The 26,484-nt window shown below is 44.4% G+C and carries 27 protein-coding genes; 13 read left to right on the forward strand and 14 right to left on the reverse strand.

All coding sequences use genetic code 11. The features are described 5' to 3' along the window. The first annotated feature begins 104 nt into the window (after positions 1–104). On the forward strand, positions 105–1,286 hold the full coding sequence (locus tag bslm_RS05105; RefSeq protein WP_046381491.1) for a pyridoxal phosphate-dependent aminotransferase: 1,182 nt from the start codon (positions 105–107) through the stop codon (positions 1,284–1,286). A gap of 326 nt (positions 1,287–1,612) precedes the next feature. Further along, complete coding sequence (locus bslm_RS05110) at positions 1,613–2,998, forward strand: hemolysin family protein (RefSeq protein WP_046380884.1); 1,386 nt, start codon at positions 1,613–1,615, stop codon at positions 2,996–2,998. 13 nt (positions 2,999–3,011) lie between these two features. Here bslm_RS05110 and crcB read toward each other — a convergent pair whose 3' ends face one another. The 3 genes from crcB to bslm_RS05125 are packed head-to-tail and all read right to left on the reverse strand — an operon-like array spanning position 3,012 to position 4,478. Next, positions 3,012–3,368: a fluoride efflux transporter CrcB gene (gene crcB / locus bslm_RS05115; protein WP_003233320.1), complete on the reverse strand. Its 357-nt coding sequence runs from the start codon at positions 3,366–3,368 to the stop codon at positions 3,012–3,014. After that, positions 3,365–3,760, reverse strand: a complete 396-nt coding sequence (locus bslm_RS05120) for a fluoride efflux transporter FluC (protein WP_014479308.1) — start codon at positions 3,758–3,760, stop codon at positions 3,365–3,367. The genes crcB and bslm_RS05120 overlap by 4 nt, the downstream gene beginning before the upstream one ends. Beyond that, positions 3,747–4,478, reverse strand: a complete 732-nt coding sequence (locus tag bslm_RS05125; RefSeq protein WP_014479309.1) for a glycerophosphodiester phosphodiesterase — start codon at positions 4,476–4,478, stop codon at positions 3,747–3,749. The genes bslm_RS05120 and bslm_RS05125 overlap by 14 nt, the downstream gene beginning before the upstream one ends. Before the next feature lie 233 nt (positions 4,479–4,711). Here bslm_RS05125 and bslm_RS20505 point away from each other — a divergent pair, with 233 nt between their 5' ends. From bslm_RS20505 to srtN, 3 genes are all read left to right on the forward strand, one after another. Next, positions 4,712–4,819 (forward strand): YhdX family protein, encoded by a 108-nt coding sequence (locus bslm_RS20505; protein WP_009966908.1) that lies wholly within the window; start codon positions 4,712–4,714, stop codon positions 4,817–4,819. A 148-nt stretch (positions 4,820–4,967) separates the two neighbouring features. Beyond that, a complete protein-coding gene (gene mscY / locus bslm_RS05130; RefSeq protein WP_046380885.1) occupies positions 4,968–6,083 on the forward strand; it encodes a small-conductance mechanosensitive channel protein MscY in 1,116 nt (371 codons plus the stop codon). A gap of 69 nt (positions 6,084–6,152) precedes the next feature. Then, complete coding sequence (gene srtN / locus bslm_RS05135; protein ID WP_046380886.1) at positions 6,153–6,896, forward strand: sirtuin NAD-dependent deacetylase; 744 nt, start codon at positions 6,153–6,155, stop codon at positions 6,894–6,896. 23 nt (positions 6,897–6,919) lie between these two features. On the opposite strand, the gene bslm_RS05140 is transcribed toward srtN, so the two are convergent. After that, positions 6,920–7,768 (reverse strand): polysaccharide deacetylase family protein, encoded by an 849-nt coding sequence (locus bslm_RS05140; RefSeq protein WP_046380887.1) that lies wholly within the window; start codon positions 7,766–7,768, stop codon positions 6,920–6,922. A gap of 284 nt (positions 7,769–8,052) precedes the next feature. Between bslm_RS05140 and dat the strand changes: the two genes are divergently transcribed. Beyond that, positions 8,053–8,901 carry a D-amino-acid transaminase gene (gene dat, locus bslm_RS05145; RefSeq protein WP_046380888.1) on the forward strand — a complete coding sequence of 283 codons (849 nt, stop codon included), beginning with the start codon at positions 8,053–8,055 and terminating at the stop codon, positions 8,899–8,901. 42 nt (positions 8,902–8,943) lie between these two features. On the opposite strand, the gene nhaC is transcribed toward dat, so the two are convergent. Further along, positions 8,944–10,305 carry a Na+/H+ antiporter NhaC gene (gene nhaC, locus bslm_RS05150; protein WP_046380889.1) on the reverse strand — a complete coding sequence of 454 codons (1,362 nt, stop codon included), beginning with the start codon at positions 10,303–10,305 and terminating at the stop codon, positions 8,944–8,946. A 126-nt stretch (positions 10,306–10,431) separates the two neighbouring features. After that, entirely contained in the window at positions 10,432–10,932 is a 501-nt protein-coding gene (locus tag bslm_RS05155) for a universal stress protein (protein WP_046380890.1), read from the reverse strand. Between the two features lie 163 nt (positions 10,933–11,095). Between bslm_RS05155 and bslm_RS05160 the strand changes: the two genes are divergently transcribed. From bslm_RS05160 to bmrD, 3 genes are all read left to right on the forward strand, one after another. Continuing rightward, a complete protein-coding gene (locus bslm_RS05160) occupies positions 11,096–11,257 on the forward strand; it encodes a hypothetical protein (protein ID WP_010886461.1) in 162 nt (53 codons plus the stop codon). 119 nt (positions 11,258–11,376) lie between these two features. Beyond that, positions 11,377–13,134 carry a multidrug ABC transporter ATP-binding protein BmrC gene (gene bmrC, locus bslm_RS05165; RefSeq protein WP_046380892.1) on the forward strand — a complete coding sequence of 586 codons (1,758 nt, stop codon included), beginning with the start codon at positions 11,377–11,379 and terminating at the stop codon, positions 13,132–13,134. Continuing rightward, complete coding sequence (bmrD, locus tag bslm_RS05170; RefSeq protein ID WP_046380893.1) at positions 13,131–15,152, forward strand: multidrug resistance ABC transporter ATP-binding protein/permease BmrD; 2,022 nt, start codon at positions 13,131–13,133, stop codon at positions 15,150–15,152. The genes bmrC and bmrD overlap by 4 nt, the downstream gene beginning before the upstream one ends. A 49-nt stretch (positions 15,153–15,201) precedes the next feature. On the opposite strand, the gene bslm_RS05175 is transcribed toward bmrD, so the two are convergent. From bslm_RS05175 to spaC, 6 genes are all read right to left on the reverse strand, one after another. Next, on the reverse strand, positions 15,202–15,822 hold the full coding sequence (locus bslm_RS05175; RefSeq protein ID WP_046380894.1) for an SDR family oxidoreductase: 621 nt from the start codon (positions 15,820–15,822) through the stop codon (positions 15,202–15,204). Between the two features lie 38 nt (positions 15,823–15,860). Beyond that, complete coding sequence (locus tag bslm_RS20510; RefSeq protein ID WP_003245136.1) at positions 15,861–15,986, reverse strand: hypothetical protein; 126 nt, start codon at positions 15,984–15,986, stop codon at positions 15,861–15,863. Between the two features lie 103 nt (positions 15,987–16,089). Next, on the reverse strand, positions 16,090–16,293 hold the full coding sequence (sspB, locus tag bslm_RS05180; protein ID WP_003233287.1) for a beta type acid-soluble spore protein SspB: 204 nt from the start codon (positions 16,291–16,293) through the stop codon (positions 16,090–16,092). A 209-nt stretch (positions 16,294–16,502) separates the two neighbouring features. After that, on the reverse strand, positions 16,503–16,721 hold the full coding sequence (locus bslm_RS05185) for a YheE family protein (RefSeq protein WP_010886462.1): 219 nt from the start codon (positions 16,719–16,721) through the stop codon (positions 16,503–16,505). A 149-nt stretch (positions 16,722–16,870) separates the two neighbouring features. Next, positions 16,871–18,232: a spore coat associated protein YheD gene (gene yheD / locus bslm_RS05190; RefSeq protein WP_003245015.1), complete on the reverse strand. Its 1,362-nt coding sequence runs from the start codon at positions 18,230–18,232 to the stop codon at positions 16,871–16,873. Continuing rightward, positions 18,222–19,313, reverse strand: a complete 1,092-nt coding sequence (gene spaC / locus bslm_RS05195; protein WP_003245845.1) for a spore coat associated protein SpaC — start codon at positions 19,311–19,313, stop codon at positions 18,222–18,224. The genes yheD and spaC overlap by 11 nt, the downstream gene beginning before the upstream one ends. Positions 19,314–19,579: 266 nt before the next feature. Between spaC and bslm_RS05200 the strand changes: the two genes are divergently transcribed. Together bslm_RS05200 and bslm_RS05205 are read left to right on the forward strand one after the other, a co-directional pair. After that, positions 19,580–20,713, forward strand: a complete 1,134-nt coding sequence (locus bslm_RS05200) for a DUF445 domain-containing protein (RefSeq protein ID WP_015252451.1) — start codon at positions 19,580–19,582, stop codon at positions 20,711–20,713. A 92-nt stretch (positions 20,714–20,805) separates the two neighbouring features. Continuing rightward, the gene (locus tag bslm_RS05205; RefSeq protein WP_003224239.1) at positions 20,806–21,159 is read left to right on the forward strand and encodes a YlbF/YmcA family competence regulator; all 354 of its coding nucleotides are present in this window, start codon (positions 20,806–20,808) and stop codon (positions 21,157–21,159) included. Between the two features lie 43 nt (positions 21,160–21,202). Here bslm_RS05205 and bslm_RS05210 read toward each other — a convergent pair whose 3' ends face one another. Next, entirely contained in the window at positions 21,203–22,276 is a 1,074-nt protein-coding gene (locus bslm_RS05210; protein ID WP_003245738.1) for a DNA alkylation repair protein, read from the reverse strand. Positions 22,277–22,761: 485 nt separating this feature from the next. Here bslm_RS05210 and bslm_RS05215 point away from each other — a divergent pair, with 485 nt between their 5' ends. Continuing rightward, the gene (locus bslm_RS05215) at positions 22,762–23,628 is read left to right on the forward strand and encodes a Cof-type HAD-IIB family hydrolase (protein WP_003233277.1); all 867 of its coding nucleotides are present in this window, start codon (positions 22,762–22,764) and stop codon (positions 23,626–23,628) included. 111 nt (positions 23,629–23,739) lie between these two features. Next, a complete protein-coding gene (locus bslm_RS05220; protein ID WP_046380895.1) occupies positions 23,740–25,245 on the forward strand; it encodes a coproporphyrinogen III oxidase in 1,506 nt (501 codons plus the stop codon). Positions 25,246–25,262: 17 nt separating this feature from the next. On the opposite strand, the gene khtU is transcribed toward bslm_RS05220, so the two are convergent. Then, on the reverse strand, positions 25,263–26,480 hold the full coding sequence (gene khtU, locus bslm_RS05225) for a K(+)/H(+) antiporter subunit KhtU (protein WP_003233272.1): 1,218 nt from the start codon (positions 26,478–26,480) through the stop codon (positions 25,263–25,265). Positions 26,481–26,484: the final 4 nt, after the last annotated feature.

Consider the following 26,484-nt stretch of genomic DNA (forward strand, 5'->3'; position numbering starts at 1 on the left):
TTATTGTTTTTTTCAGACCGGAATTGGAAGTTGTGGAATTCATCATCTGATTGAAGTAACATAGGAAGATAGAATTTTCAAATTTTTATATGCGGAAGGGACAGATGAAATTGGCTGGGTTATCCCGGGAAGTTGAAGAAAATTTAAATAAAGGATCATGGATTCGCAAGCTGTTTGATGAAGGTGCAAGGCTGAAGAAGGAGTTCGGGGAAGACCAGGTATTTGATTTTTCACTCGGCAACCCGATTGTTGAACAGCCTGAAGCTTTTAAGAGAGCGTTAATAGAGGAAGCTGAAAAAGGCAGCCACGGATACATACAAAATCAAGGGCTTCCTGCAGCGAGAGAAAAAGTCGGGCAATTTTTGGGGTCGCGTTTTGAAGCTGATTTCTCAGCGGAGCGTATCGTCATGACGGTGGGCGCGGGAGGCGCTTTGAATGTTGCGTTAAAAAGCATCGTAAACCCTGGGGAAGAGGTCATTATTCTTGCACCTTATTTTGCCGAATATAAGTTGTATATTGAGAACTACGGGGGAAAAGCCGTCAGCTGCCCGTTGACAGGCCGGTTTGAGATCGACATTGAAGCGGTAAGGCAATCGATCACTCCACAGACGAAAGGGCTGATCCTCAATACACCGCATAACCCCACAGGCACGGTTCTCAGCCAGAAAAATATAGACGATTTAGGCGCTTTATTAAAAGAAATAGAAGAGAAGAGCGGCCAGACGATTTATGTGCTGTTTGATGAACCGTACAGTCAATTAATCTATGATGAAGAGCTGGCAAATCCGTTTCAATCGTACCATCGTGTGATATTGGCCAGCTCATTCAGTAAAGATCTCGGCATAGCCGGGGAGCGGCTCGGGTATATCGGATTGGACAGCCGAATGCCGGATGCGGACCTTTTGATCAACGCTTTTGTGTATTGTAATCGAACGCTTGGATTTGTGAATGCCCCTGTCATGATGCAGCGGGCTGTGGCACGAATGGATGATTTAAGAGTAGACGCGAGTGCTTATAAAGAGCGCCGGGATTTAATAGTAGACATTTTAAAAGAAGCCGGTTTTGAATTTGAAATGCCAAAGGGAGGTTTCTTTGTTTTTCCAAAATCGCCGATTGAAGATGAAGTTGCATTTTGCGTGCATGCCGCCCAAAAATACAAATTATTAATTGTGCCGAGCAGCGGTTTTGGAATGAGCGGGCATTTCCGATTATCCTTCAGTGTGCCGATCGAGCAGATTAAAAACTCACGGGACATTTTCATTTCTTTATATAAAGATTTTGCTTAAGAAGGCAAAGAAAAGAAAACAGTTTTCAAGGCTGTTTTCTTTTTATATCCACAAAATCCTTCCTCTTCCAATCCAGACAGGCGAAGAATTGACAAGCAGGCATGCAGTTAAGTCTTTCTTCATGATAAAAGTCTAAAAATTAAAAATCATTTTTGGAATGAGTTGTGTTACAATAAAATATACAATTTATAATCAAACTTTGACTTTTGGAGGTGGTATGATGGGGCCCTCTGCTTAGGCAACAATACACCGCGTACCTCAATGTTAAGGAAAAATGATTATATCAGGAGGTGACTCCTTATCCTTTGTTGAGAGGATAGGGTTAAATGGACGATATTGACAGTCTGATTTTAATTGGCGTGCTCATTGCTTTAACCGCGTTTTTCGTTGCAAGCGAGTTTGCGATTGTTAGAGTAAGGAGATCCAGAATAGATCAGCTTATCACAGAAGGAAACAAACGGGCGATACTCGCAAGGCGTGTCATTACAGATTTGGATGAATATTTATCCGCATCCCAGCTAGGCATTACATTGACATCAATCGGGCTTGGCGTACTAGGTGAGCCGGCCTTTGAACGGCTGCTGCATCCACTGTTTGAACCGCTCGGCTTGCCGGACTCGGTTTCACATGCAGTCTCTTTTGCAGTCGCGTACGGCTTGATCACGTTCCTGCACGTTGTTGTAGGTGAACTGGCCCCGAAAACGGTCGCGATTCAAAAGGCAGAACAGCTGACTTTACTGATAGCGGGCCCTTTGCGTTTATTCTATTTGCTCCTGTTTCCGTTTATTTGGATCCTCAATGGATCGGCGCGGTTTTTATGCGGGATGTTCGGTTTGAAGCCTGCGTCAGAACATGATGGTTCCCATTCTGAGGAAGAACTCAGGATGCTGTTATCTGAGAGTTTAAAAAACGGAGAGATTAATCCGTCTGAATATAAATATGTGAATAAGATTTTTGAATTTGATAATCGGATCGCCAAAGAAATTATGATACCGCGGAAGGAAATGGCTGCTGTGTCAACTGAGATGACGATGGCCGAGATGCTTGAAGTCATGCTGAAGGAAAAATACACGCGCTGGCCAGTCACAGATGGAGACAAAGACAGTGTGATCGGTTTGGTCAATACGAAGCATTTGTTTTCTGATTTGCTGTTTATGACAGAAGAAGAACGAATGAAGATGACGATCCATCCGTATGTGAGGCCGGTCATCGAAGTGATTGAAACGATCCCGGTTCATGACTTGCTGATTAAAATGCAGCGCGAGCGCATTCATATGGCTATATTGTCGGATGAATACGGAGGAACCTCGGGACTTGTGACGACAGAGGATATTCTTGAGGAAATTGTCGGAGAGATCAGAGATGAATTTGATGAAGATGAACAGCCGCTGATCCAAAAGCTTGGCGACGGCCATTATGTGATGGATGGAAAGGTTCGGATCGATCAGGTGAACAGCCTTCTTGGCGCATCGATTCAAGAAGACGTCGATACGATCGGCGGGCTGATATTAAAAGAAAACATCGATATTGAGGCTGGTGAATCCATTCGCATCGGTTCATATACGATAAAGGTGCTGAAGATGGACGGCCGATTAATCAAGCAAATCGATATAAAAGAAGAAGCCGGCAACACAACCGGGATTATGGCGCACCACAAGCTGCCGCTGCCTGAGCCTGTGATGCTGAACAGTGCAACCTTGAGCGAGAAATAAGCTCAAGGTTTTTTTATATTGTGATTGTCCAGCCGCACCAAAATGCCAAAAGCGACCCGCAAAGTGTCAGGGCGATGTACAAGATGCTTTCTATTACACGTTTGGCCATAAGGAGTTGAATACTTTCAACGCTGAAGGTGGAAAAGGTCGTAAAGGCGCCAAAAAACCCCGTGCCGATGATAAGCGAGACCGAAGCATTTGCAACGTGAAGTCCTGTAAATATTCCGAGCCCGAGAGCTCCGAGAATATTGACTGTCAGTATGCCAATGGGCAGGCTCAGACCTTTGGTTTTGGCGGTTATGACATTGCCAAGCCAGAACCGAAGCATTGCGCCAAGTCCGCCCCCTATGAAAATACCCGCTAGTGTCATCTTTCCTGCAGCCCCTTTCTTTGCTGAATGCCTGCTATGCGCCGTCCCGCAAAAACACCAATCAGTGCAAATATGATCCCTGATATCAATGAGGCTGCCACATATAAAAGAGCCAATGAGGGTTGTCCTTGCAAAAGCATCACCGTTTCCTTAGAAAACGTGGACATTGTTGTGAAGCCTCCGCAAAAGCCGGTGCCTAAAAAAGCCGACAGCAGAGGCCGTTTTGCACCGATCATAAAAAATCCGGTCAAAATGCCTAATAGAAGGCTGCCTGCCGCATTTTCCAGCCAGGTTGCCGCCGGGAACTGACCGGTGTGAATCCATAAGTTTAATCCGTATCGGAGGCAGGCGCCAAGCGCGCCTCCGATAAAAACCGCGCTATATATTTTCATGTTTGCCATCCTTTATGATGAAATCCGGGTAATCTGTAACGATGCCGTCCACGCCCATGGCTTGTAATTTTGCCGCTGTCTTTTGATTGTTGACAGTCCATGCAAATATGTTTAAGCCATTTTTATGGACGGAGCCGATCATCAGACGGTTGAGCCGTGTGTATTTTATATTGACATAGTTTGCAAAAGAGCGGAAGGCCTTCATCTGATTTCTGGACAGCATGCCAAAGTTGGGCCTTGTAATGACCGCTGTCGGAATCGAAGGATAAAGCTCGCGGAACCTTTGGACGGAGCGGAACTGAAAGGATTGAACAATATTATTGATAGAAAAAGAAAATTGCCCTAATAGCTGTCCCACCTCTTCTTCAATTCCGACTTGAGACGGATGGCCTTTTAGTTCAATTAAAAGGCCGATTTTTTTGTGGTAGCGCTTGAGCACCGCTTCCAGGGTCGGAATACGCTCTCCTTGAAAAGCGGGGCCGTACCAGCTTCCTGCATCGAGTTTTTGCAATTCCTCCAAGGTAAAATCCTTAACAAAGCCTGATCCGTTTGTTGTTCGGTCAACCCTGTCATCGTGTATCACAACAATCTGCCTGTCTTTTGTAAGCTGGACATCCAGTTCGATCATATCTGCATTCATTTTCACCGCAAGGTCAAATGCGGCAATCGTATTTTCCGGAGCGTAGCCGGATGCTCCGCGATGGGCAATGATGTACAAGCTAAGTCAGCTCCTCGTATGGGCATTTCTGTTATTGTATCAAATCCATATATGCACCGCGATACAAACTGGTGAATTTTTTCTGCCATATCGGAATGGTCCGGGCTGAGGAATGCGTATAACTAAAAAAAGACACTCAGCGTATCAGAACACATTTCGTCAGAAAATTAGGTCTTTCGACATGTTCACAACAAAATATGATCCTTTATAATAGCAAAAAAGGAGGCGAGATCATGGGAAAAGGGAGAATCAGAGTGGAGGAAAGAATTAAAGCCGAAACGGATGCTGAAATGCAAAAAGCAACTCTCCTTGATCAGACACAAACGAAAAAAGGTAAGTGACTGTCCCTATTGAATCTGGCTGATAGATGAATTGAGAAATGACCCCGGCGTTTCGCCGGGGTTTTGTGCTGCAAAAGACATTTAAATGAACATCTTTACGAATATTTTAGTATAATAAACAATTGATTGGGATAGAGGGGAGACAGTCATGCCGGATTATCTGCAGCAGTATTTTACGCTTGATAACATCATTCAAATCGGCATCAGCTTGGCGATTTTGCTAGTGTTTCTTATACTTAGAAAATTATTCACAAGATATTTCTTTAACCTGCTTTTTAATTTGACAAACCGGCCGAAAACAGAAATTTTTAAACAGGTGGTTCTGGCGTTTGATAAGCCGGCCAGATGGTTTTTTGTTGCCCTTGGGCTGTTTTTAGCGATCCGGTATTCACCGTTTTTAGATGAGCAAATGCCGGTCATCAGCAAAATATACCGCTCACTGATTGTGGCGCTCTTGTGTTGGGGTCTTTGTAATTTGACCGCAACATCGTCGTTTATCTTCCATAAGGTGAATCAGCGCTTCGAGCTTGACATGGATGACATTCTGGCCCCGTTTTTATCTAAATTGCTCCGTTTTGTGATCATTGCGCTCAGTGTCAGTGTGATCGCTCAGGAATTCAATTATGATGTCAACGGATTTGTAGCGGGCCTTGGTCTTGGCGGACTCGCTTTTGCGCTTGCCGCGAAGGATACCATCAGCAACTTCTTCGGCGGTATTATTATTATTACTGAAAAGCCGTTTACAATTGGTGACTGGGTGGAGACGTCGACAGTAACAGGATCAGTCGAGGATATTACCTTTAGGAGCACGAGATTCAGAACAGCACAGGGGGCGCTTGTAACGGTGCCGAACTCTACGCTGTCGATGGAAGCGATCACGAACTGGACAAGAATGACCAAACGCCAGATTACGTTTTCCATCCATGTGTCCTACGCTACGCCGATTGAGAACCTTGAACGCTCCATTCATTCTCTCAGAACAATGCTCTTAGAGCATGAGGGCGTTGATAATGAAACAATCATGGTCAACTTTGATACGTTTGCCGACAGCTACTACAATTTATTTTTTAACTTCTATACAAAAACGACGGTTTGGGCTGAAAACCTTAATATTAGAGAGGATATCAACTATAAAATTATTGAGATTTTAGGTGCAGAAGGTGTCCAGTTTGCATATCCCGGCCAAATGGTTGTTGTCAAGCAAAAGCACGAAAGCGACCCATTCCATGTGAATCTAAATAAAGAGGAAAAGGAACGGGCTTAAAAGAGAGACTTCGTCTGACAGAGGCGGAGTCTTTTTCATGGTAAAATAAGAGAAAAAGGCGGTGTTGAGTTGGAAGCATTCAAAAGTATTCTACATGAAGCACAGAGAATTGTTGTGCTGACAGGAGCGGGAATGAGCACAGAATCAGGGATTCCAGACTTTCGTTCAGCAGGGGGCATTTGGACGGAAGATGCCTCAAGAATGGAAGCGATGAGCCTTGATTATTTCTCAAGTCATCCGCGTCTGTTTTGGCCCAAATTCAAAGAATTGTTCCAGATGAAAATGAGCGGCAGCTTTGAACCGAATGAAGGACACTTGCTTTTAGCTGAGCTGGAGAAGCAAGGGAAGCAGGTCGATATTTTTACGCAAAACATTGACGGTCTTCATAAAAAAGCGGGGAACAGGCATGTATACGAACTGCATGGTTCTATCCAGACAGCAGCTTGTCCGGCATGCGGCGCCCGATATGATCTTCCCCATTTGCTGGAGCGGGAGGTGCCGGAGTGCACGGCGGCCGGAAACAATGGGGACATTTGCGGAACGGTATTAAAAACCGATGTTGTTCTCTTTGGCGACGCCGTCATGCACTTTGACACCCTTTATGAAAAGCTGGATCAAGCAGATCTTTTATTGGTTATCGGCACGTCTCTCGAAGTGGCTCCGGCTAGATTTGTGCCTGAGGATGCAAGCCTGATTCCCGGCATGAAGAAAGTCATCATAAACCTTGAACCAACGTATTGCGACAGCTTGTTTGACATGGTCATCCATCAAAAAATCGGCGAGTTTGCCCGAAGTTTGGGCATAAAAAAGTGAGCCGCTTTATGCGCCTCACTTTTTTATTCATGAACAGGAACCATTGTGTCCTCTAACACTCCGAAGGAATAGCCTTTTTCTTTTAATTTATTGATTAGTACCGGCAGCGCATTTACAGTAGCAGGAAGATCATGCATGAGAATTACATTTGGGCGGCTTGAAGAGCTGTGTTCCATATTCTCAAGCTGCTGTAATACGGCGGTCACATACTGTGAATTCCGGTATTTCCAGTCCATGCTGTCGATCGTCCAATCCCAGTACACAAACCCATCTTTCTCCAGATTGCGAATTTGTGAGGCGGTTAGTGACGGCTTGCTTCCGTATGGCGTTCTGACAAGATCGGTTTTATATCCTGTAATGTCCTGCAGCGTGTCACGCGCCTCCTGCATTTCTTTTAACGGAGATGTCGGTGATTGATAGAACAATCTGTTATTGTGGGTAACGCCATGTAAACCGAGTGCGTGGCCTTCCTTTTCTGCTCTTTTCACAGCCTGCTTGAATTCGTTCATCCGCGGTGACAGCATAAAAAACGTCGCTTTTACATCAGCGCTTTTCAGTACGTCGAGCAAGCGGGTTGTAACGGCTGAAGGGCCGTCGTCGAAGGTTAAGTAAACTGTTTTATCTCCCATGTTCTGCTTTTTCTGCAGATGTTTTATCAGCAGATCGGGGGAGTCGTTTTTCAGCTTAAGGCTTTCTTTCTCATCTCGAAGCTGGCCGTTTGTTGTGACAGTGACTTCCTTTGTTTTCGTTGAACTGTTGGAATAACCCAAAATCACCATAAGCAAAAGCAGCACACATAAAACTGCTAAACTTGCAAATTTAAAAGCAAGCGAAACTGCAGAAGGAGAAGCCTCTCCTCTCGTTTGTCGCATAACAATCTCTCCATTGGCATAAAATCTCTACATAATGCTGTACAGCAGGCAGCTTATGAAGATGCCTTATGTTTACAACCTATGTATTACCAGTCAAGTATACAGGAATAAAACTGGAAAGCACATAGAAAATTTGTCGAAATGTCAGATTTTAAGGAAAAAATAAACTCCTTTCCGCTATAGATCTCTTGATCTTTCTGTTTTTCAGCATGTCCAATATGATAGAATTAGTGACAATGACAGCTTGAATGACATCAGGGACATCTCGAAAAGGGAGGGCTTTTATGAAGGTATTAGTCAATGGCCAGCTGATTGGGCGCAGTGAAGCATCAATCGATTTGGAAGATCGCGGTTATCAGTTTGGTGACGGCATCTATGAAGTGATCAGGGTGTACAAAGGAGTATTGTTCGGCTTACGTGAGCATGCAGAGCGTTTTTTCAGAAGTGCTGCTGAAATCGGAATTTCACTGCCATTCAGTATAGAAGATCTCGAGTGGGACCTGCAAAAGCTTGTACAGGAAAATGCGGTCAGTGAGGGAGCGGTATACATTCAGACAACAAGAGGTGTGGCCCCGCGAAAACACCAGTATGAAGCCGGCCTCGAGCCGCAGACTACTGCTTATACGTTTACGGTGAAAAAACCGGAGCAAGAGCAGGCATACGGAGTGGCGGCCATTACAGATGAGGATCTTCGCTGGCTAAGATGTGATATCAAAAGTCTGAATTTACTGTATAATGTCATGACGAAGCAAAAGGCCTATGAAGCGGGAGCATTTGAAGCCATTTTACTTAGGGACGGCGTTGTTACGGAGGGTACATCCTCTAACGTTTATGCCGTTATCAACGGCACGGTGCGAACACATCCGGCTAACCGGCTCATTCTCAATGGAATTACACGGATGAATATTTTAGGACTGATTGAAAAGAATGGGATCAAACTGGATGAGACTCCTGTCAGTGAAGAAGAGTTGAAACAGGCGGAAGAGATCTTTATTTCGTCAACGACGGCAGAAATTATTCCGGTCGTGACGCTCGATGGACAATCGGTCGGAAGCGGGAAACCCGGACCGGTGACCAAACAGCTTCAGGCTGCTTTTCAAGAAAGCATTCAACAGGCTGCTAGCATTTCATAAATGAACGAAGAAAAGAGCCCGCTTTATACAGCGGAGCTCTTTTTATTTTTTAACAAATCCAATCAAAATGGAGATCATCGGCGATATATAGAGGAAGAACGTAAACGGGATGTAGTCTATGACTGGAACACCAAGTGCGCTCGCCATAAATGCGCCGCTGACGCCCCAAGGAATCAATGGGTTAATTAATGTTCCGCCGTCCTCTAATGATCTTGTCAGAAATTTTCGCTGGATGTTTTGTTTGTCATATAAGGATTTAAATGATTGTCCCGGTATTAATATCGATAAATACTGTTCGCCGGTTGCCAAGTTGACGCCGATGCTTGAGCAGACAGTTGCTGCAACAAGACGGCCTTTTGAGCGGATGCCTTTCATGACGCCTTCCAATAGTGCAGAAATCAATCCGATTTTCTCCATCAATCCGCCGAGTGCAAAAGCAATCATAATGAGAGAGACAGAGCCCATCATGGATTGCAGTCCGCCTCTGTTGATAATTTTAGCGGCTGCCTCATTGTCAGTTTCGAAAGTTGTGCCATTTTGCAAAGCTGTCATAAACGCCTGCAGGCTGCTGTCGGGTACAAAAATAGCAGTCAAAATTCCCGAGGAAATAATTCCGGCAGTCAGAACGGGGATTACTGATACCCGTTTCATTGCCAGCAAAACGACTAAGAGCGGAGAAAGAAGGGCCCACGGTGTCACGTTTGCAGCATCTTTTATTCCGGTTATGACCTGCTGAATATTATCGGTTGAAGCAGCGTCCGCTGACACTGATGAACCGAGAAAGTAAAACAGAACGACAGTGATGAGCAAAGCTGGAATGGTTGTGCCCATCATATGGCGAATGTGTTCAAAGATCGGTATTTCGCCTATTCCAGCTGCAAAGTTGGTTGTGTCCGACATCGGCGACATTTTATCCCCAAAACAAGCGCCGCATATGACTGCGCCTGCTGTCCATTCAAGCGGAACGCCAGCCGCGCTCGCTACGCCAATCAGCGCTACCCCGATTGTGCTTACAGTTGTCAGGCTTGAGCCAACAAGTGTGCTGATGATCATACATGAAAACAAAGCAGTCAACAGAAGGTGGCTTGGTTCAATAAAGGATAGGGCATAAACTGTCACAGTCGGTATTGCGCCGCTGTACATCCAGGCGCCGATTAAGATGCCGATCAGCGCTAGAACAATAATCGGCTGTACGCCGTTTTTGATCCCGTCTACAATCCCTTTTTCAATACTCTTCCAGGAAAATCCAAACCATAAAGCTGCTGCTGAAAGCATGACAACACTTAAAAACAGCGGGATATGAGGTTCTACATGAAGCAAGAATAAGCAAGAAATAATAATGCATAACATCAATATAAATAAACCGACGGCTAACGGAAACGTCAACTTTTTTTGAGAATCCAAAATAACACCCCATATTTATCTTTAATGCTTTTGTGCTTTTGGGCACGAAAGCATTATAACAGAAAAAAACGAAAATCTATGTTTTTTCACAATTATGAATATAAAAGAAGTGAGCACAGGGCGTGCTCACTTTACAATCAGGACGGGTATATCCGATTTCGCTGAAAGCTTTTCACTTACACTTCCGAATATTAGCTTTTTCAGCCTGTTTTGGTCTCTGCTTCCGGTTACGATCATATCGGCAGAAATGCGGTTTGCATGCTCGATAATTGATTCAGCCGGATCGCCTTCTAATATATCGATATCTCCACCTGCCTGCTGTTCATTAAGCATCATTCTGGCTTCGGCGATGACTTCTTCCGTACGGTCTTCATAGATCATTGTCTCAGGTGATGTTACATCCGATATCAGCGGATCAGGAACACTTGTCATGCCTCCGCTGATATAGCTTGCCTCAGCTGCGGGTCTGGGCGGGTCTATGACGGTCTGATTGTCTTTCATATCATGTGAATGGGCGACGGTAATAGCGGCATTTACGGTTTTAGCAAGATCAATGGCTGTCTGAAGCGCTTTCTTACTATTTTCACTTCCGTCAAACGCAACAATGATACGGTCAGCATGGAACATCCTTCTCACCCTTTCAAAGCGTCTTACAACACTACTACCCGAATTTGAGCACAATTAACCTTTTCCTATTCAAGTAATGATTGACAATAAAAGGTTTTGTTTGTATGATGATAAAAAGATGAAATCAGAATGGAAGGAGGGTTTGCTATGCCAAGGAATTTGCGTGTTTATCAAACAGTTTCATATTGGCGCGGCAAACCTTTTGTTCTGTTTTCGTGAACGGTTTTTTAGGTCGGACCGCGCGCTGAAAAGCGCTGTGCGTAACATATCGGTTAAAAAAGGCATGGAGCTGACGCTTCATGCCTTTTTTATATACAAAATCTAAGGAAAGACAGGTGTATGGGATGTGAAGACAAATACAGAGGCGAGGGCTGTTCGTGCCAAACTGGATGAAAAAAGCTGCAAGGAAAAAATAGAAGGCGGCTGATGAGGAGATGGGGATAGATGTTTTCAGTTTTGAAAAAGCTTGGCTGGTTTTTTAAGGCGTACTGGCTGCGCTATACGATTGCGATTGTCCTTTTATTAGCAGTCAATGTCATTGAAATGTTTCCGCCTAAGCTCTTGGGGAACGCCATAGATGATATGAAAACAGGGGCATTTACTGCGGAAGGGCTGCTGTTTTATATCGGTATCTTTTTTGTGCTGACGGCGGCCGTGTATATCATGTCTTATTTTTGGATGCATCAGCTGTTTGGCGGAGCGAATCTGATGGAGAAAATTCTTCGTACGAAGCTGATGGGGCATTTGCTGACTATGTCGCCGCCGTTTTATGAAAAAAACCGGACAGGCGATTTAATGGCACGAGGGACAAATGATCTTCAGGCCGTCAGTTTAACGACAGGGTTTGGCATCTTGACGTTAGTCGATTCTACGATGTTTATGATGACGATCTTTTTGACAATGGGGTTTTTGATCAGCTGGAAGCTGACCTTTGCCGCCATTATCCCGCTTCCAGTCATGGCGATTGCAATCAGTCTATATGGAAGTAAAATTCATGAGCGGTTTACTGAGGCCCAAAACGCGTTCGGGGCGCTGAATGACAGAGTGCTGGAATCTGTTTCAGGCGTGCGGGTGGTTCGCGCGTATGTTCAGGAAACAAACGATGTTCGCCGGTTTAATGAAATGACCGCTGATGTTTATCAGAAAAATATGAAAGTGGCTTTTATTGATTCACTGTTTGAGCCGACGGTAAAACTGCTTGTCGGCGCAAGCTATCTGATTGGGCTCGGCTACGGAGCGTTTCTTGTATTCCGGAACGAGCTGACGCTTGGAGAGTTAGTGTCCTTTAACGTTTATCTCGGCATGATGATTTGGCCGATGTTTGCAATCGGTGAACTCATTAACGTGATGCAGCGCGGCAATGCGTCATTAGACCGGGTAAATGAAACTCTTTCTTATGAAACGGATTTGACAGATCCAAAACAGCCCGCTGATCTTAAAGAGCCTGGAGATATCGTTTTCAGTCATGTCAGCTTTACATATCCAAGCTCAACAAGTGACAATCTTCAGGATATTTCATTTACGGTGCGAAAAGGGCAGACTGTCGGGATTGCCGGTAAAACCGGGAGCGGAAAAACGACAATTATTAAGCAGCTTTTGCGCCAGTACCCTCCAGGTGAAGGGAGCATTACATTTTCAGGCGTACCGATTCAGCAAATCCCTCTTGACCAGCTCCGCGGATGGATCGGATATGTGCCGCAGGATCATTTACTGTTTTCACGGACTGTAAAAGAAAATATTTTATACGGAAAACAGGATGCAACTGATAAAGAGGTTCAGCAAGCCATTGCCGAAGCACATTTTGAAAAAGATTTGCACATGCTTCCGTCCGGTCTGGAGACAATGGTCGGTGAAAAAGGCGTGGCACTGTCAGGCGGGCAGAAACAAAGAATTTCGATTGCGAGAGCACTCATGGCGAATCCGGAAATCTTGATTCTGGATGATTCACTTTCCGCTGTAGATGCCAAAACAGAGGCTGCAATTATCAAGAACATCAGAGAAAACCGCAAAGGAAAAACGACATTTATTTTGACGCACCGATTATCCGCGGTAGAGCACGCTGACCTGATCCTTGTGATGGACGGCGGCGTCATTGCTGAGAGAGGCACGCATCAAGAACTGCTGGCCAATAATGGGTGGTACCGGGAACAATATGAAAGACAGCAGCTGTTCACGGCCGAAGAAGGGGGAGCAGGGGCATGAAAATAGGAAAAACGTTATGGAGATACGCACTTCTTTATCGAAAATTGCTGATCACAGCCGTCCTTTTGCTAACTGTTGCCGTCGGTGCAGAACTGACTGGGCCCTTTATTGGCAAAAAAATGATAGACGACCATATCCTCGGCATTGAGAAAACATGGTATGAAGCTGCGGAAAAAGATAAAAATGCCGTTCAGTTTCACGGCGTCTCATATGTCAGAGAGGACCGATTGCAGGAGCCTGTTTCAAAAGCAAAAGAAGCACATATTTATCAAGTGGGAATGGCGTTCTATTTTGTTGATCAGGCTGTCAGCTTCGACGGGAATAGAACGGTTTCTGACGGGAAGCTGACGATCACAAACGGAGACAAGAGCCGGACATATGCTGCCGAAAAGCTGACTAAGCAGGAACTTTTCCAGTTCTATCAGCCGGAAATAAAGGGAATGGTGTTACTGATCTGCCTGTATGGGGGCTTGCTTGTGTTTTCGGTATTCTTTCAATACGGACAGCATTATCTGCTGCAGATGAGCGCCAATCGGATTATTCAAAAGATGAGGCAGGACGTGTTTTCGCACATACAGAGAATGCCGATTCGCTATTTTGACAACCTTCCGGCCGGAAAAGTCGTTGCGCGGATTACCAATGATACGGAGGCTATTAGGGATTTATATGTCACAGTGCTTTCAACATTTGTGACAAGCGGAATCTATATGTTCGGGATATTCACGGCTTTGTTTCTGCTTGATGTGAAGCTTGCGTTTGTATGTCTGGCAATTGTGCCGATTATCTGGCTGTGGTCGGTTATATACCGGAGATATGCGTCATATTACAACCAAAAAATCCGCTCGATCAACAGTGACATTAACGCAAAAATGAATGAGTCAATTCAAGGCATGACCATTATTCAGGCTTTCCGCCATCAAAAGGAAACAATGAGAGAATTTGAGGAATTAAATGAATCACATTTTTATTTCCAAAACAGGATGCTGAATTTAAACTCCTTAATGTCCCATAATCTGGTCAATGTCATCCGCAATCTTGCGTTCGTCTGTCTGATCTGGCATTTTGGCGGTGCGAGCCTGAATGCGGCGGGGATTGTTTCTATCGGTGTGCTGTACGCGTTTGTCGATTATTTGAACCGGTTATTTCAGCCGATCACAGGCATCGTCAATCAGTTTTCAAAGCTGGAGCTTGCAAGGGTCTCCGCCGGGCGTGTTTTTGAACTGCTTGAAGAAAAGAATACGGAAGAAGCGGGTGAACCGGCGAAGGAGCGCGCGCTGGGGCGGGTTGAATTTCGTGATGTGTCATTTGCGTATCAAGAAGGTGAAGAGGTATTAAAGCATATTTCCTTTACTGCGCAAAAAGGCGAAACCGTAGCGCTCGTCGGCCATACCGGATCAGGAAAAAGCTCGATTTTGAATCTTCTGTTTCGTTTTTATGATGCGCAAAAAGGTGATGTCTTAATTGATGGAAAAAGCATTTACAACATGTCAAGACAGGAACTCAGATCCCATATGGGCATTGTGCTTCAGGACCCGTACTTATTCTCGGGTACAATCGGATCTAACGTAAGTCTGGATGACGAAAGAATGACTGAAGAAGAAATAAAAAATGCACTGCGGCAAGTCGGTGCTGAGCCTCTTCTTAAGAAGCTTCCGAAGGGCATTAATGAGCCCGTGATTGAAAAAGGCAGCACGCTATCCTCTGGAGAGCGGCAGTTAATTTCTTTCGCTAGAGCTTTGGCGTTTGATCCCGCGATCTTGATTTTAGATGAGGCAACGGCGCATATTGATACAGAGACAGAGGCCGTGATCCAGAAGGCGCTTGATGTCGTCAAACAAGGACGCACCACCTTCGTCATCGCTCACCGGCTTTCAACAATCAGAAATGCTGATCAGATTTTGGTTCTTGATAAAGGAGAAATTGTTGAGAGAGGGAACCAGGAGGAACTGATGGCATTAGAAGGCCAATATTATCAAATGTATGAACTGCAAAAGGGACAGAAACATTCCATTGCATAACGCTCAAAAAACCCAAAACAATCGTGTTTTGGGTTTTTGGTTTATGTAGTCAATAAGCCAGTCCGACACGGTATCCGACATACTTACCTGTAACAAGCTCACGATATAAAAAGTCCGCAGTATCGCCGACCGAAATGCTTGTGCCGCCCTCAGGCAAAACGTTACGCTCCGTACGATAAACGCCGGTTGCTGTTCCGTCCGGGAGGTAAGTGGGGCAGATGATTGTCCAGTCTAATGATGATTGTTTAAGCATTTCGTATACTTTTGCATGCTCCTTGGCTGCGCGGGTCTGCTTTCGTTTCGATTCATTTGTTTCAAACCGGTATTTTCCCGGTTCATATCGGGAATCTAGGATCCCTGCGGTGCCGATCGTAATAAGCCGTTTGATATGCTGTTCCTCCATAGCGGAGAGAATGTGTGCCATAGCAGTTGACAAGGTATCATCACCATCTGTGCCTAGACAGCTGATCACGATTTCAGCATTCTCCATTATTTTTTTCACATCTTCTAAGCGGCGGGCGTTCCCCATGACGGTTCTGTCTTTTGAAAGGGGAAGATCAGCATGTTGAGATCTGATCAGAGCGAAAATATCAAATCTTTCATCTGCTGCAGCTTGTGTTAAAAAGGCTTGTCCGACGCGGCCGCTGGCTCCTAATAAAGCGATTTTCATCAAAAAACCCCCTCGCCTTTCATTATAAAAGGATGTTCTCAGTTTGAACAGCGCGGGAAAGAATACCTGTACAAATAAACAGAACGATGGGAAACATATTCATGAATCATGGATACACTTACGAATTGAACCAGCTCCCAATTCACAATGGTGATGAATGACACCCCGATTCCCTCCCTTTTTTCTAGGATATGTGGAGCAGAAAAAAAGGGTGACAAAATAAAGAGAGCGCGGAAACCGCGCCCTCTATAGCCATATATTGAATTGTTATTGAACTCTGCCGCCCATTTGCTGTTGAGCGAAAGATACTAAACGTTTTGTAATTTCTCCTCCGACAGAACCGTTAGCGCGAGAAGTTGTGTCCGCTCCAAGGTTAACGCCGAATTCAGAAGCGATTTCAAGTTTCATTTGATCGATAGCCTGAGCTGCGCCAGGAACTAGTAAGTCATTTGAAGAGTTTTGGTTAGCCATGTGTAAAATCTCCTTTTTTGTTTAGTATGGTTGGGTTAACTGGAGTTGCACCAATCTGTGAACCCTTCTCGGGTGTCACTGCCGCCTCGGCGTAACCCAATGCTTTGCCGGCTTGTTACTACGTATTATGTTAAAATGTCCGGAAACTCATGCGGAGAATTGTGTGGTAAATCTTGAGAAATAAAAAAAGCTTAGCCGTTTAGGCTAAGCTAGTCATAAATATGAAAAAGCATCAGTTCATGTATCTCGTTTGTAAGAGCAGGCTCGTCAGCGCGAGCGGGAAACAAGTCTCCCCATTCAATCTCACCGCTCTTATGATAGATGCCTTCATAATGGGTCCCTTTATAATAAAATGAAATTTTCCATCCGGGCAGCTTTTCTTTTGGGAACAAAGGTTTCCAGCTGAAATGAGAAATCATTACGGCCACGCTCCTTACATTTGGTATCAATTGACCTAAATAAAAACGGCTTATATTCATTGTATCATTGTTTCAGAACATCATTGAAGAGGCCTTAATATGCAGTTTGTCCCAGCTTTGGATAAAGATAAGCCCGCTTTATTAAAAAAGCGGACAGGTTACGAAGGCCACAATGCTTCAGGAGATGTGATTGCCTTCTCAGATAAATATGACGCGTATTCAAAACTTCTTCGTTTTGTAAGAGAATCAACATGATGCAAATTTGGATGAGAAAAAATGCTTCGGCCTGGGCGCGAATTCGCTTCAAACATCCATACTTTACCGTTCTGATCAATGCCAAAATCGAAACCAATCTCCCCGATAAACCCCTCGATATGATCATGAAGGACATGGCTTGCCGTCAGTGCCGCTGCAGAAAGCTTTTTAATGACCTCAACTCTTTCAGCGGGATCATCGTATACTTCCGCAAGTGTCTTTACAGTGCCGCCGTTAGAAAGATGTGTTGTAATGCTGTTCTTTCCGGAAATTTTTACGGCGATTGCTGTCACTGTCCATTTTCCTTTTCTGTTTTTATTGGTATGGACACGGAAATCCGCTGGTTTGCCTTGAAATTCGATGAGATCAACACCTTGCTGAATGAGAAAGTCGGACGGGTTGTGATGTTTTTGAAATTCTGCAAGGAATGAGGCGGCATCGGAATAATCAATCGAAGTAAATGTTTTGGCGTCATTTGTATGCTTTACCGTCAGGCCGCCATCTGTTCTTGTCAGCTGATAAATGCCGGTGCCGAGTGCTCCATTTGCCGGTTTGATATAGACTTTTTTGTATGCGCCACAGAGCTCATCTATCAGCTCCACAGACGGTGTCAGCTCGGATCTAGGCAAAAAAGGTGCCGTTCTCGGATCTTTTTCGAGCAATTGATGAACGTTCCATTTATTGAAAAACGTTTTATTAAACCATGGGATCTGATATTCATCGATCAGCCTCTTTTTTGTATGTTGCAAGAGAAGTGAATCTTCAATTTTTCGGTTCGGCAAACGGTCATAAACGACGTTCGGCAATGGAACGATTTTTTTCTCCCAGCCGTTTTCCCTGTAAAGGAGGCCTTCAATCGTGCCTTCCTCCCAATTGATTTGGTGCGCGCCAAAAACGAAGCAGTAGCCCCCGGCTTGCTCGTGTAACGTGACAAGTTTAGAAAAAAAGAGGGAACGATCCTTAAATGGACGTTCAAGAGATACAGTAAACCCTGCCGTAAAGATGCCGACTAACGGCCCGATATGCACTGTATGATCATGAATCAGTATATCAGCCCTGCTTCGGTGGGGAAGCAAAAGCTCATGAAACAGATTTTCAGAGAGAAGCACGGTTTGTTCCAGATGCCGTCTGTAAGCAACGTGGCATCTGACAACCTTCGTTCCGAATGCGGCATGCAAAAGTCCGTCTTGCTTCAGCGAAGAGGGCAGAAACAGGGTGTTTTCACTGGTTTTGTCTATGCCGATCAAAAACCGTTTAGGATTCACGCGGAAGAACTCCTTTCTGGCTTTGCTCAGAAAACAGATATTGGCAGCGCTTTAGGGGACAAGTGTACAGCTGTTCTTTTTGCTCGGGAGAGACACGCAGGATTGACTTCCTGCCTGGTTTGGAATTGATATCTAAAATCCAAATTCTCCCGTCCTTTGCAAGACATATATCAAGACCGAGTTCAAACAACGGCCCATAGCGCTCGTCAAGATAATACGGAACCGATTGGGTAATCGAAAACACATCATCTAGTAAAACCACTTGCTGTTTTTTCGGTATATCTTCAAACCAGGAGTCAAATGTCAGCGCATCAGATCCGCCTGACAAATTGGCGAGCAGCCCGTGTTTGTATCCGCGTCTTACTGCCTTTCCGACTGTATTCCATTCACCTGCTTCGTTTTTTTCCATAAACAGGCGAATATCACAAGGGTATTGTTCCTTATCTTGAATGTTTAAGTAAGGCTGAAGCAAATATTGATGCTGAAGCACTTTTTTGCACCATGTCTTAAAAGAAGTCTGGTTGGAAAACGTTTTTGTCTGCTTATCCTTTCCGATGTGATAAGTAGCAGTGATGTTTTTCTTGCCCAGCTTCAAAAGAATCACGCCTCTGCCTCCCGCGCCGAATGCCGGTTTAAGGATGCAGGCTTTTTCTTTGGATAAAAAGGAGTGAATTTGTTCGTAGCGGCTCACCTTTATCGTTTCGGGAATATAGGGATTGATTACAGAGTGCTGCTGCAAATCGTGAAGGACGGTCCACTTATCGGGAAGACCCCGCCCGATAAATTCCGTTTTCGGATATTTTTTGAGCCACTCAACGATTGGTTTTGCTTTTTGGGAATGTGAATCCTTGCCGTAAAAACAGCGATCATAAATATAATCTGGAATCGCCATTTCAGTTTCGTTCCATGTGCTGCTGGCCGAATGATAGACCGATGCTTTGACACGCAAAGTGTCAGGTGAAATATCAAATGGTGTAAACCGGATGAAACGTATGCCGAATTCGGGTGCTCTTTTGGCCAGTTCTGCGGAATAATCCGCTTCATGCTGGCGGGATAAGGACATAAAACCGAGTGTTATCATGGTGAGACTCCCCCTTTTATTCAAAAGCTGCCGGCGGGTGTCCGCAGCTTTACACTAAATACATGTAAGACGAACGCAGCTGACGGTATTCTACTTTACAGAATACGATTCTCCACCTTGCCCTATTCCAAAAGAACAAGCTGATTTTCTAAGAACAGGAATTTGTCTCCTCGTTTGCTAAGTGATTGCATGAGCCTCTATAATACGTATAGGTACATAATCTATATGAAAAAAGCTGAAGCACAGATGGAGGAAGATGAATAGGAATGGGTATTGCAGGAACCTTTATTTTTATGATCGTGATCGGCGCTGCCATTGGGGCGGTGACCAATCATTTAGCAATTCAAATGCTGTTTAGGCCGTATAAAGCGTACTATTTGTTTGGGAAGCGAGTTCCTTTTACGCCCGGGCTGATTCCAAGACGGCGAGATGAGCTTGCAAAACAAATGGGACTGATGGTAGTCAATCATCTCTTAACCCCTGAAGGCATTAAAAAGCGGCTCGTCTCTGATGCAGCCAAAACGCAGGCTCTTCGCGTGGGGGAACAGCTGATTCAAAAGCTGTCACTTTCTGAAGTGACAGTAAAAGAAGCGCTTGAAAAAGCCGGGATGAAGCGCCCAGAAAAAGCTGCTGATGCATGGATCAGCAGCTGGACCGATGATAAGCTGAATGAGCTTTTCCGCCAATACGGGGATCAATCGTTAAAAGAGCTGGTGCCTATAGAGGTGCAGGAAAAGCTTGAGGAAAAAATTCCGATGATTTCAGGATATATATTGTCACGGAGTGTCCGTTATTTTGAAAGTGATGAAGGAAAAATCCGTCTTGGCAATATGATTGATGACTTTTTAAAAGAGCGCGGCATGCTTGGAAGCATGGTGCAAATGTTTCTTGGCAATTCAAGCCTTGCGGATCGCGTGCTGCCGGAGCTGCTGAAATTCTTGCGCAATGAGGAAACAAATAAATTGCTTTCTGATCTCTTAAAAAACGAATGGGGCAAGCTGAGGGAGTATACGTTTAATGAAGCAGATGAAAAATGGAATGCAAAGGCTCTCATTTTCAGTTTGAAACGAAGAGTGCTGCAAGCATTTTCGACTGCCCCTTTCTTCGACAATACGATTGGCACGCTTACCGTCCGCTATGAATCTGAGCTGACCCAGCAAATGCTGCCGGCACTGTTAGACAAATTGCTTGAAGGGATTTCGTCCAACCTTGAAAGTGCCTTAAAACGGTTGCATCTTGAGGAAATCGTCAAGGAGCAGGTGGATCAGTTCCCGGTGGAGCGTCTTGAAGAAATGGTGCTGTCCATTTCAAAAAAAGAATTTAAAATGATTACCTATTTGGGGGGGCTTCTCGGCGGAATTATAGGCGCGATTCAAGCATTGTTTGTCATCCTTTTTTAAGAAGAAATGGGTTTTGATTAATGAAAGGAGCTCCATAGTCTGTTATAGTGGAGTGGTATGTCAAACGGCAATGATGAAAGGAGCTATTTACAATGGCTGTTAATTTTTATGATGTAGCATATGATCTGGAAAATGCATTACGCGGGAGCGAAGAGTTCACCCGTTTAAAAAACCTTTACGACGAAGTTAACGCAGATGAATCAGCGAAGCGCATGTTCGAAAACTTCCGTGATGTACAGCTTAGACTCCAGCAAAAACAAATGGCAGGAGAAGAGATTACACAAGAAGAAGTGACGCAGGCTCAAAAAACAGTTGCGCTTGTACAGCAGCACGAAAAAATTTCTCAGCTGATGGAAGCGGAGCAGCGCATGAGCATGCTGATTGGTGAATTGAACAAAATCATTATGAAGCCTTTAGAAGAGCTTTACGGCAGTGTTGAAGGCTAATAAGCAAAATCCCTTCTTGGATAAGAAGGGATTTTTTATTCATTCAGCAAACTTGGAAATCCAATGAATCTTTTACCTCTCCATTGATGATCACTGATAATGTATGAATTCCTTTGTAATGCTTTCTGGTGGTTAAATCCTTAAAGGATTGGATTCTTGTGTATGATTTCGTTTCGTTTTTTCGTATATTTGTTTCTGTTATTTTAAATACTTTCTGATGACGCTGGCCTCTTGCTTTTACAAAATCAATTGCGTACTCAATTCTTACTTTTTGATCCCTGTCTGAATGAATATAGAAAGAAAATTCAAGGCTTTCGCCAATAACTATACGTTTGGGCTGGCATGTTAAATCATGTAGTTGTATCGAATCAGCATTTTCATAACCAAAAAGCGCTAAGGCCTGTTTATCACCCTTTTTTAATAAGGTCCGATAGGCGTGTTTGATAATCCAGTCTGTATGGGGATGTGTTCCGTACCATTGATCTGCGACTTTTCTCAGTAAATGAGGATGCGTTTTTGATATATCATTAAGGTTGTTGGCCACGCTTTTTCTTACATATAAGGACTCGTCCTGCATCAGCTTTTCAAGGATCGGCAATACGGGGGAAGGGTCCGATTTCAAAGCCGGTATCGATTTTCCCCATGGCAGGCGGGGCCTGCTGCCTTCGCTCGCAAGTCTTCTCACGTGTTCATTTTTATGCTCAGACCATGCAAGCAATTGTGCAATCATCTTTTCTTGATCTAACAGCAAAAAAGGCCTTACAGCAAATTCTGAGGTCGAATATTGCGTAAAGGATTCCAATGCCTTTATTGATTCTTCCCAATGCGCTAACCCGTACTGTTCCACATAATCTGGAAATAAAATTCCGCTGAGTCCTTTAAAATGAGGGGCTGTATCCCGTAAAATTGTGAGCGCTTCAACGTATTGTTTTGGCAAAGTTTCGTATAAAGAAACTGTCACGCGGCGCATCCGCTCTTTTAAAGTGAGTTCAGGCCAGTCCTCCAGCCGTAATGTATCCAAGAATCTGTTTTTGTTAAAATCAGGATAGGATGACCTTACATGATGGATCAACTGAGATATCAGTTCTTCATTATATATTTCTTTTAAATCAGCCATATAAACACCGCTTTTTCGTTTATTATTTATATTGTATGGGAATGTACGTTCTGGATCAAGTGTATAGTCCTAAAAATTAACAACTGATCCTACCACGGATATACAAAAGTTGGTTACTTTTTTTAGTTAAAAAAACCCTTGTCATCGGAAAAGAAAACTGAGATAATAACATTGAAAGCGCCTACACTTACCTATTTCAAATGGATACGGTCGCATATCATGCCGTTATATAGAGGGGATAAGCAACAGAGAGTAAGTGTTCGGAGCGCATCATTGGTCAAACAAGGGGTTCCTGATACATGATTTTTCGTAAATCGAAATAACGATATTAGGGAGAATGGCTGCTTCGATCGTATCCTATCAACAAGCCATAAATAAAGTCTGCTGAGCCAGGCTTTTTTTGCTTTAAGAAAAGGTTGTTCTAAACACAGAGACAGGGTCATATCCTATACACAAGTACAGTCATCAAGGAGGGGGACATCTCTGTGTCAAAACAATTGCTTGCCTTAAATATAGATGGAGCGCTGCTTCGGTCGAACGGGAAGATTCATCAGGCAACGAAAGACGCGATTGAATATGTAAAGAAAAAAGGGATTTACGTCACACTTGTGACCAACCGTCATTTTCGCTCAGCACAGAAAATAGCGAAATCGCTAAAGCTTGATGCCAAGCTGATCACCCATAGCGGGGCATATATCGCTGAGAAAATTGACGCCCCGTTTTTTGAAAAAAGAATTTCTGATGATCATACCTTTAACATTGTTCAAGTGCTGGAGAGCTATCAATGTAATATTCGGCTTCTTCACGAAAAGTATTCCATCGGAAACAAGAAAAAGGTGAATTCGAATTTATTGGGGAAAGCACTCATTCATCCGTCTGACCCGATCTTTTATCCAGTCCAGTTCGTTGAATCATTAAGCGATCTCCTCATGGATGAGCCGGTGAGTGCACCCGTCATCGAGGTGTACACGGAGCACGACATTCAGCATGACATTACAGAAACGATTACAAAAGCCTTCCCTGCGGTGGACGTGATTCGCGTAAACGATGAGAAGCTGAATATCGTCCCGAAAGGTGTCTCGAAGGAAGCGGGTTTGGCCCTCGTCGCTTCAGAGCTGGGCCTGAGTATGGATGATGTCGTGGCCATTGGGCATCAGTATGACGATCTGCCGATGATCGAACTTGCCGGTCTTGGGGTAGCGATGGGGAATGCCGTTCCGGAAATTAAGAGAAAGGCAGATTGGGTTACAAGGTCCAATGACGAGCAAGGTGTCGCTTATATGATGAAGGAATATTTCCGAATGCAGCAGCGAAAAGGATTTCTTGATAAGTTCCACATGAAACGTGTGTAAAAAAGCCGCTCGCACCCTGACAGGTGCGGCGGCTTTTTTGCCGGATTGATTTTAGCAGTTTATTTCTGTACACTAAAGAAAGTTTTGAATCTGATAAATTAGGTGATGAAGTTGCAAATTAAAATAGAAGGCATACATGATGACCGCCTGCATCGGCCTCTGCAAAATATTGCAAATTTGTTTTATGAAGAGTGCGAGCTTGCGTATGGCGGAGAGGAGCCCGCAGATTATGTCATTTCTTTAGCGTTGTCACAAACGGATGAGCATGTGACGGTTTCGGGAGAAGTGAAGGGAACTGGCATAAAGGAACAGCATACAAAATTCTTTTCTCCCGGCATGAATGAAAAAGAAGCTTTTAAGCAAGTGAAAAACACAATTTCTTATGTGTATCTCAATCTTCTTCAGGCGCATACGGGCATTACGCAGAAGTGGGGAATCCTCACAGGAATCCGGCCCACAAAGCTGCTTCATAAAAAACTGCAAAGCGGAATGTCCAAGGAGCAAGCGCATGCTGAGTTGAAAAAAGACTATTTAATTCATGATGAAAAAATCATGCTAATGCAGGAAATTGTTGATCGTCAGCTGGCGGCAGTGCCGGATTTGTACCGAGTAAAGGATGAAGTCAGCATTTATATCGGCATTCCGTTCTGCCCGACAAAATGCGCGTATTGCACATTCCCTGCGTATGCCATCCAGGGACAGGCAGGCAGAGTCGGCTCATTCCTATGGGGACTGCATTACGAAATGCAGAAAATCGGTGAATGGCTGAAGGAGCATGATGTTAAGGTTACAACCATTTACTTTGGCGGCGGGACGCCGACAAGCATTACAGCGGAGGAGATGGATCTGCTGTATGAAGAAATGGTCCGCTCCTTCCCGGATGTGAAAAACATTCGTGAGATTACGGTGGAGGCCGGTCGTCCTGACACGATTACAGAAGAAAAACTCGCCGTTTTAAACAAATATGACATTGATCGGATCAGCATCAATCCGCAATCCTACGAAAACGAAACGCTAAAGGCGATCGGGCGGCACCATACGGTTGAAGAGACCATTGAGAAATATCATCTGTCACGCCAGCACGGCATGAATAATATCAACATGGACTTGATTATTGGTTTGCCTGGGGAAGGCGTGAAGGAGTTCAGGCACAGTCTTTCAGAAACAGAAAAACTGATGCCGGAATCCCTTACCGTTCATACTCTTTCATTTAAACGGGCGTCAGAAATGACGAGAAACAAGCATAAGTACAAAGTTGCCGGCAGGGAAGAGGTTTCTCAAATGATGGAAGACGCGGTAGCCTGGACGAAAGAGCATGGGTACGTGCCTTATTATTTATACCGCCAGAAAAACATTCTTGGAAACCTTGAAAACGTCGGATACTCTTTGCCGGGACAAGAAAGCATCTACAACATTATGATTATGGAAGAGGTCCAGACGATTATCGGAATCGGCTGCGGCGCTGCTAGTAAATTTATTGATCGGGATACAGGGAAAATCACGCATTTTGCGAATCCGAAAGATCCGAAATCGTACAATGAGCGCTTCGAGCACTACACGGACGAAAAAATCAAATATTTAGAGCAGATTTTTGAAAAAACGACAAAGCAGCACTGATTACAGTGCTGCTTTTTTTATCCCTGTTTTTTTGCGGGCTGAACCTCAGGCTTCCATTTAAATACCTTGTTCAGCAAGCGGTAAATTCGTTTTGATTCCTTTGTGACAAGCGGTCCCAAAATCGCCAGAATGAGGACATATAATGCGGCAAACGGCTTTAATGTGGCCGACAGTCCGCCGGCTATCCCGAGATTCGCAACGATAATCGAAAATTCTCCCCGCGATACGATCGTCAGCCCGATATTCGATGAAGCCTTATGAGAAAGCCCTGCGCGTCGTCCTGCCACCATTCCGGCGATAAAATTTCCCAGAATGGTCAAAATCACTGCACCCAACGCAAGCCAAACCGCTTCACCAAGCGAAAACGGATCGATACTGAGGCCGAAGCTGAAAAAGAACATCGCACCGAAGAAGTCGCGAAACGGAACAACGAGGTGTTCAATCCTATCGGAATGCTCTGTTTCTGAAAAGACCAAACCGAGCAGCAGCGCGCCGATTGCTTCTGCTACATGAATCGTCTCTGAAAACCCGGCGATAAAAAAGAGTGCTGCGAAAATGACGATAATAAACACTTCGTTTGAGCGAATGTCCAACAGTTTGTTCAACAGCGGTGGGAGTTTTCTTGCTGCGATAAAAAACAGCAGCATATAACCGAAGGCGATCAAAATGGACAAGAGTGCACTCCCTACGGATGTCGCATCACCTAGTATAAGGCCGGAAACAACGGACAGATATACGGCAAGGAAAATATCTTCAAACATGATGATGCCGAGAATCAATTCGGTTTCCGGATTGGCGGTTCTTTTTAAATCAACGAGCACTTTTGCGACAATCGCACTTGACGAGATTGTGATGACGCCTGCGAGGATGAGGACTTCCAGAAAGGAAAATCCGGTGATAAACCCGTAAAGCAGTCCGAGGCTGAAGTTAATCAAAATATAAATCGTCCCGCCGACCGCGATTGATTTTCCTGATTTGATTAACTTCCCGACAGAGAATTCGAGTCCGAGATAGAAGAGAAGGAACAGTACGCCCATTCGCCCGAAAAACTCGATGATTTCACTGCTTTGAATAAATGTTAGATCAATAATCCCCATTTTCGGCGCGTGCGGTCCAACAAGCATTCCCAGCACAATCAGAAACGGAATAATCGAAAATTTAATTTTATTGGCGATCACACTGGCGATTGCCACAAGGACAAGTGCAGTTCCGACTTCAAATACAAGATGGTCCATCGGG

It is taken from the genome of Bacillus sp. LM 4-2, assembly GCF_000978495.1.
Taxonomy (GTDB): Bacteria; Bacillota; Bacilli; order Bacillales; family Bacillaceae; genus Bacillus; species Bacillus subtilis.

Excerpts from the sequence above, each read along its gene's own strand:
- bslm_RS05105 (WP_046381491.1), top strand. The coding sequence starts at position 105 with ATGAAATTGGCTGGGTTATCCCGGGAAGTTGAAGAAAATTTAAATAAA.
- bslm_RS05110 (WP_046380884.1), top strand. The coding sequence starts at position 1,613 with ATGGACGATATTGACAGTCTGATTTTAATTGGCGTGCTCATTGCTTTA.
- crcB (WP_003233320.1), bottom strand. The coding sequence starts at position 3,368 with ATGACACTAGCGGGTATTTTCATAGGGGGCGGACTTGGCGCAATGCTT.
- bslm_RS05120 (WP_014479308.1), bottom strand. The coding sequence starts at position 3,760 with ATGAAAATATATAGCGCGGTTTTTATCGGAGGCGCGCTTGGCGCCTGC.
- bslm_RS20505 (WP_009966908.1), top strand. The coding sequence starts at position 4,712 with ATGGGAAAAGGGAGAATCAGAGTGGAGGAAAGAATTAAAGCCGAAACG.
- mscY (WP_046380885.1), top strand. The coding sequence starts at position 4,968 with ATGCCGGATTATCTGCAGCAGTATTTTACGCTTGATAACATCATTCAA.
- bslm_RS05140 (WP_046380887.1), bottom strand. The coding sequence starts at position 7,768 with ATGCGACAAACGAGAGGAGAGGCTTCTCCTTCTGCAGTTTCGCTTGCT.
- dat (WP_046380888.1), top strand. The coding sequence starts at position 8,053 with ATGAAGGTATTAGTCAATGGCCAGCTGATTGGGCGCAGTGAAGCATCA.
- bslm_RS05155 (WP_046380890.1), bottom strand. The coding sequence starts at position 10,932 with ATGTTCCATGCTGACCGTATCATTGTTGCGTTTGACGGAAGTGAAAAT.
- bmrC (WP_046380892.1), top strand. The coding sequence starts at position 11,377 with ATGTTTTCAGTTTTGAAAAAGCTTGGCTGGTTTTTTAAGGCGTACTGG.
- bmrD (WP_046380893.1), top strand. The coding sequence starts at position 13,131 with ATGAAAATAGGAAAAACGTTATGGAGATACGCACTTCTTTATCGAAAA.
- bslm_RS05175 (WP_046380894.1), bottom strand. The coding sequence starts at position 15,822 with ATGAAAATCGCTTTATTAGGAGCCAGCGGCCGCGTCGGACAAGCCTTT.
- sspB (WP_003233287.1), bottom strand. The coding sequence starts at position 16,293 with ATGGCTAACCAAAACTCTTCAAATGACTTACTAGTTCCTGGCGCAGCT.
- spaC (WP_003245845.1), bottom strand. The coding sequence starts at position 19,313 with ATGATAACACTCGGTTTTATGTCCTTATCCCGCCAGCATGAAGCGGAT.
- bslm_RS05200 (WP_015252451.1), top strand. The coding sequence starts at position 19,580 with ATGGGTATTGCAGGAACCTTTATTTTTATGATCGTGATCGGCGCTGCC.
- bslm_RS05205 (WP_003224239.1), top strand. The coding sequence starts at position 20,806 with ATGGCTGTTAATTTTTATGATGTAGCATATGATCTGGAAAATGCATTA.
- bslm_RS05210 (WP_003245738.1), bottom strand. The coding sequence starts at position 22,276 with ATGGCTGATTTAAAAGAAATATATAATGAAGAACTGATATCTCAGTTG.
- khtU (WP_003233272.1), bottom strand. The coding sequence starts at position 26,480 with ATGGACCATCTTGTATTTGAAGTCGGAACTGCACTTGTCCTTGTGGCA.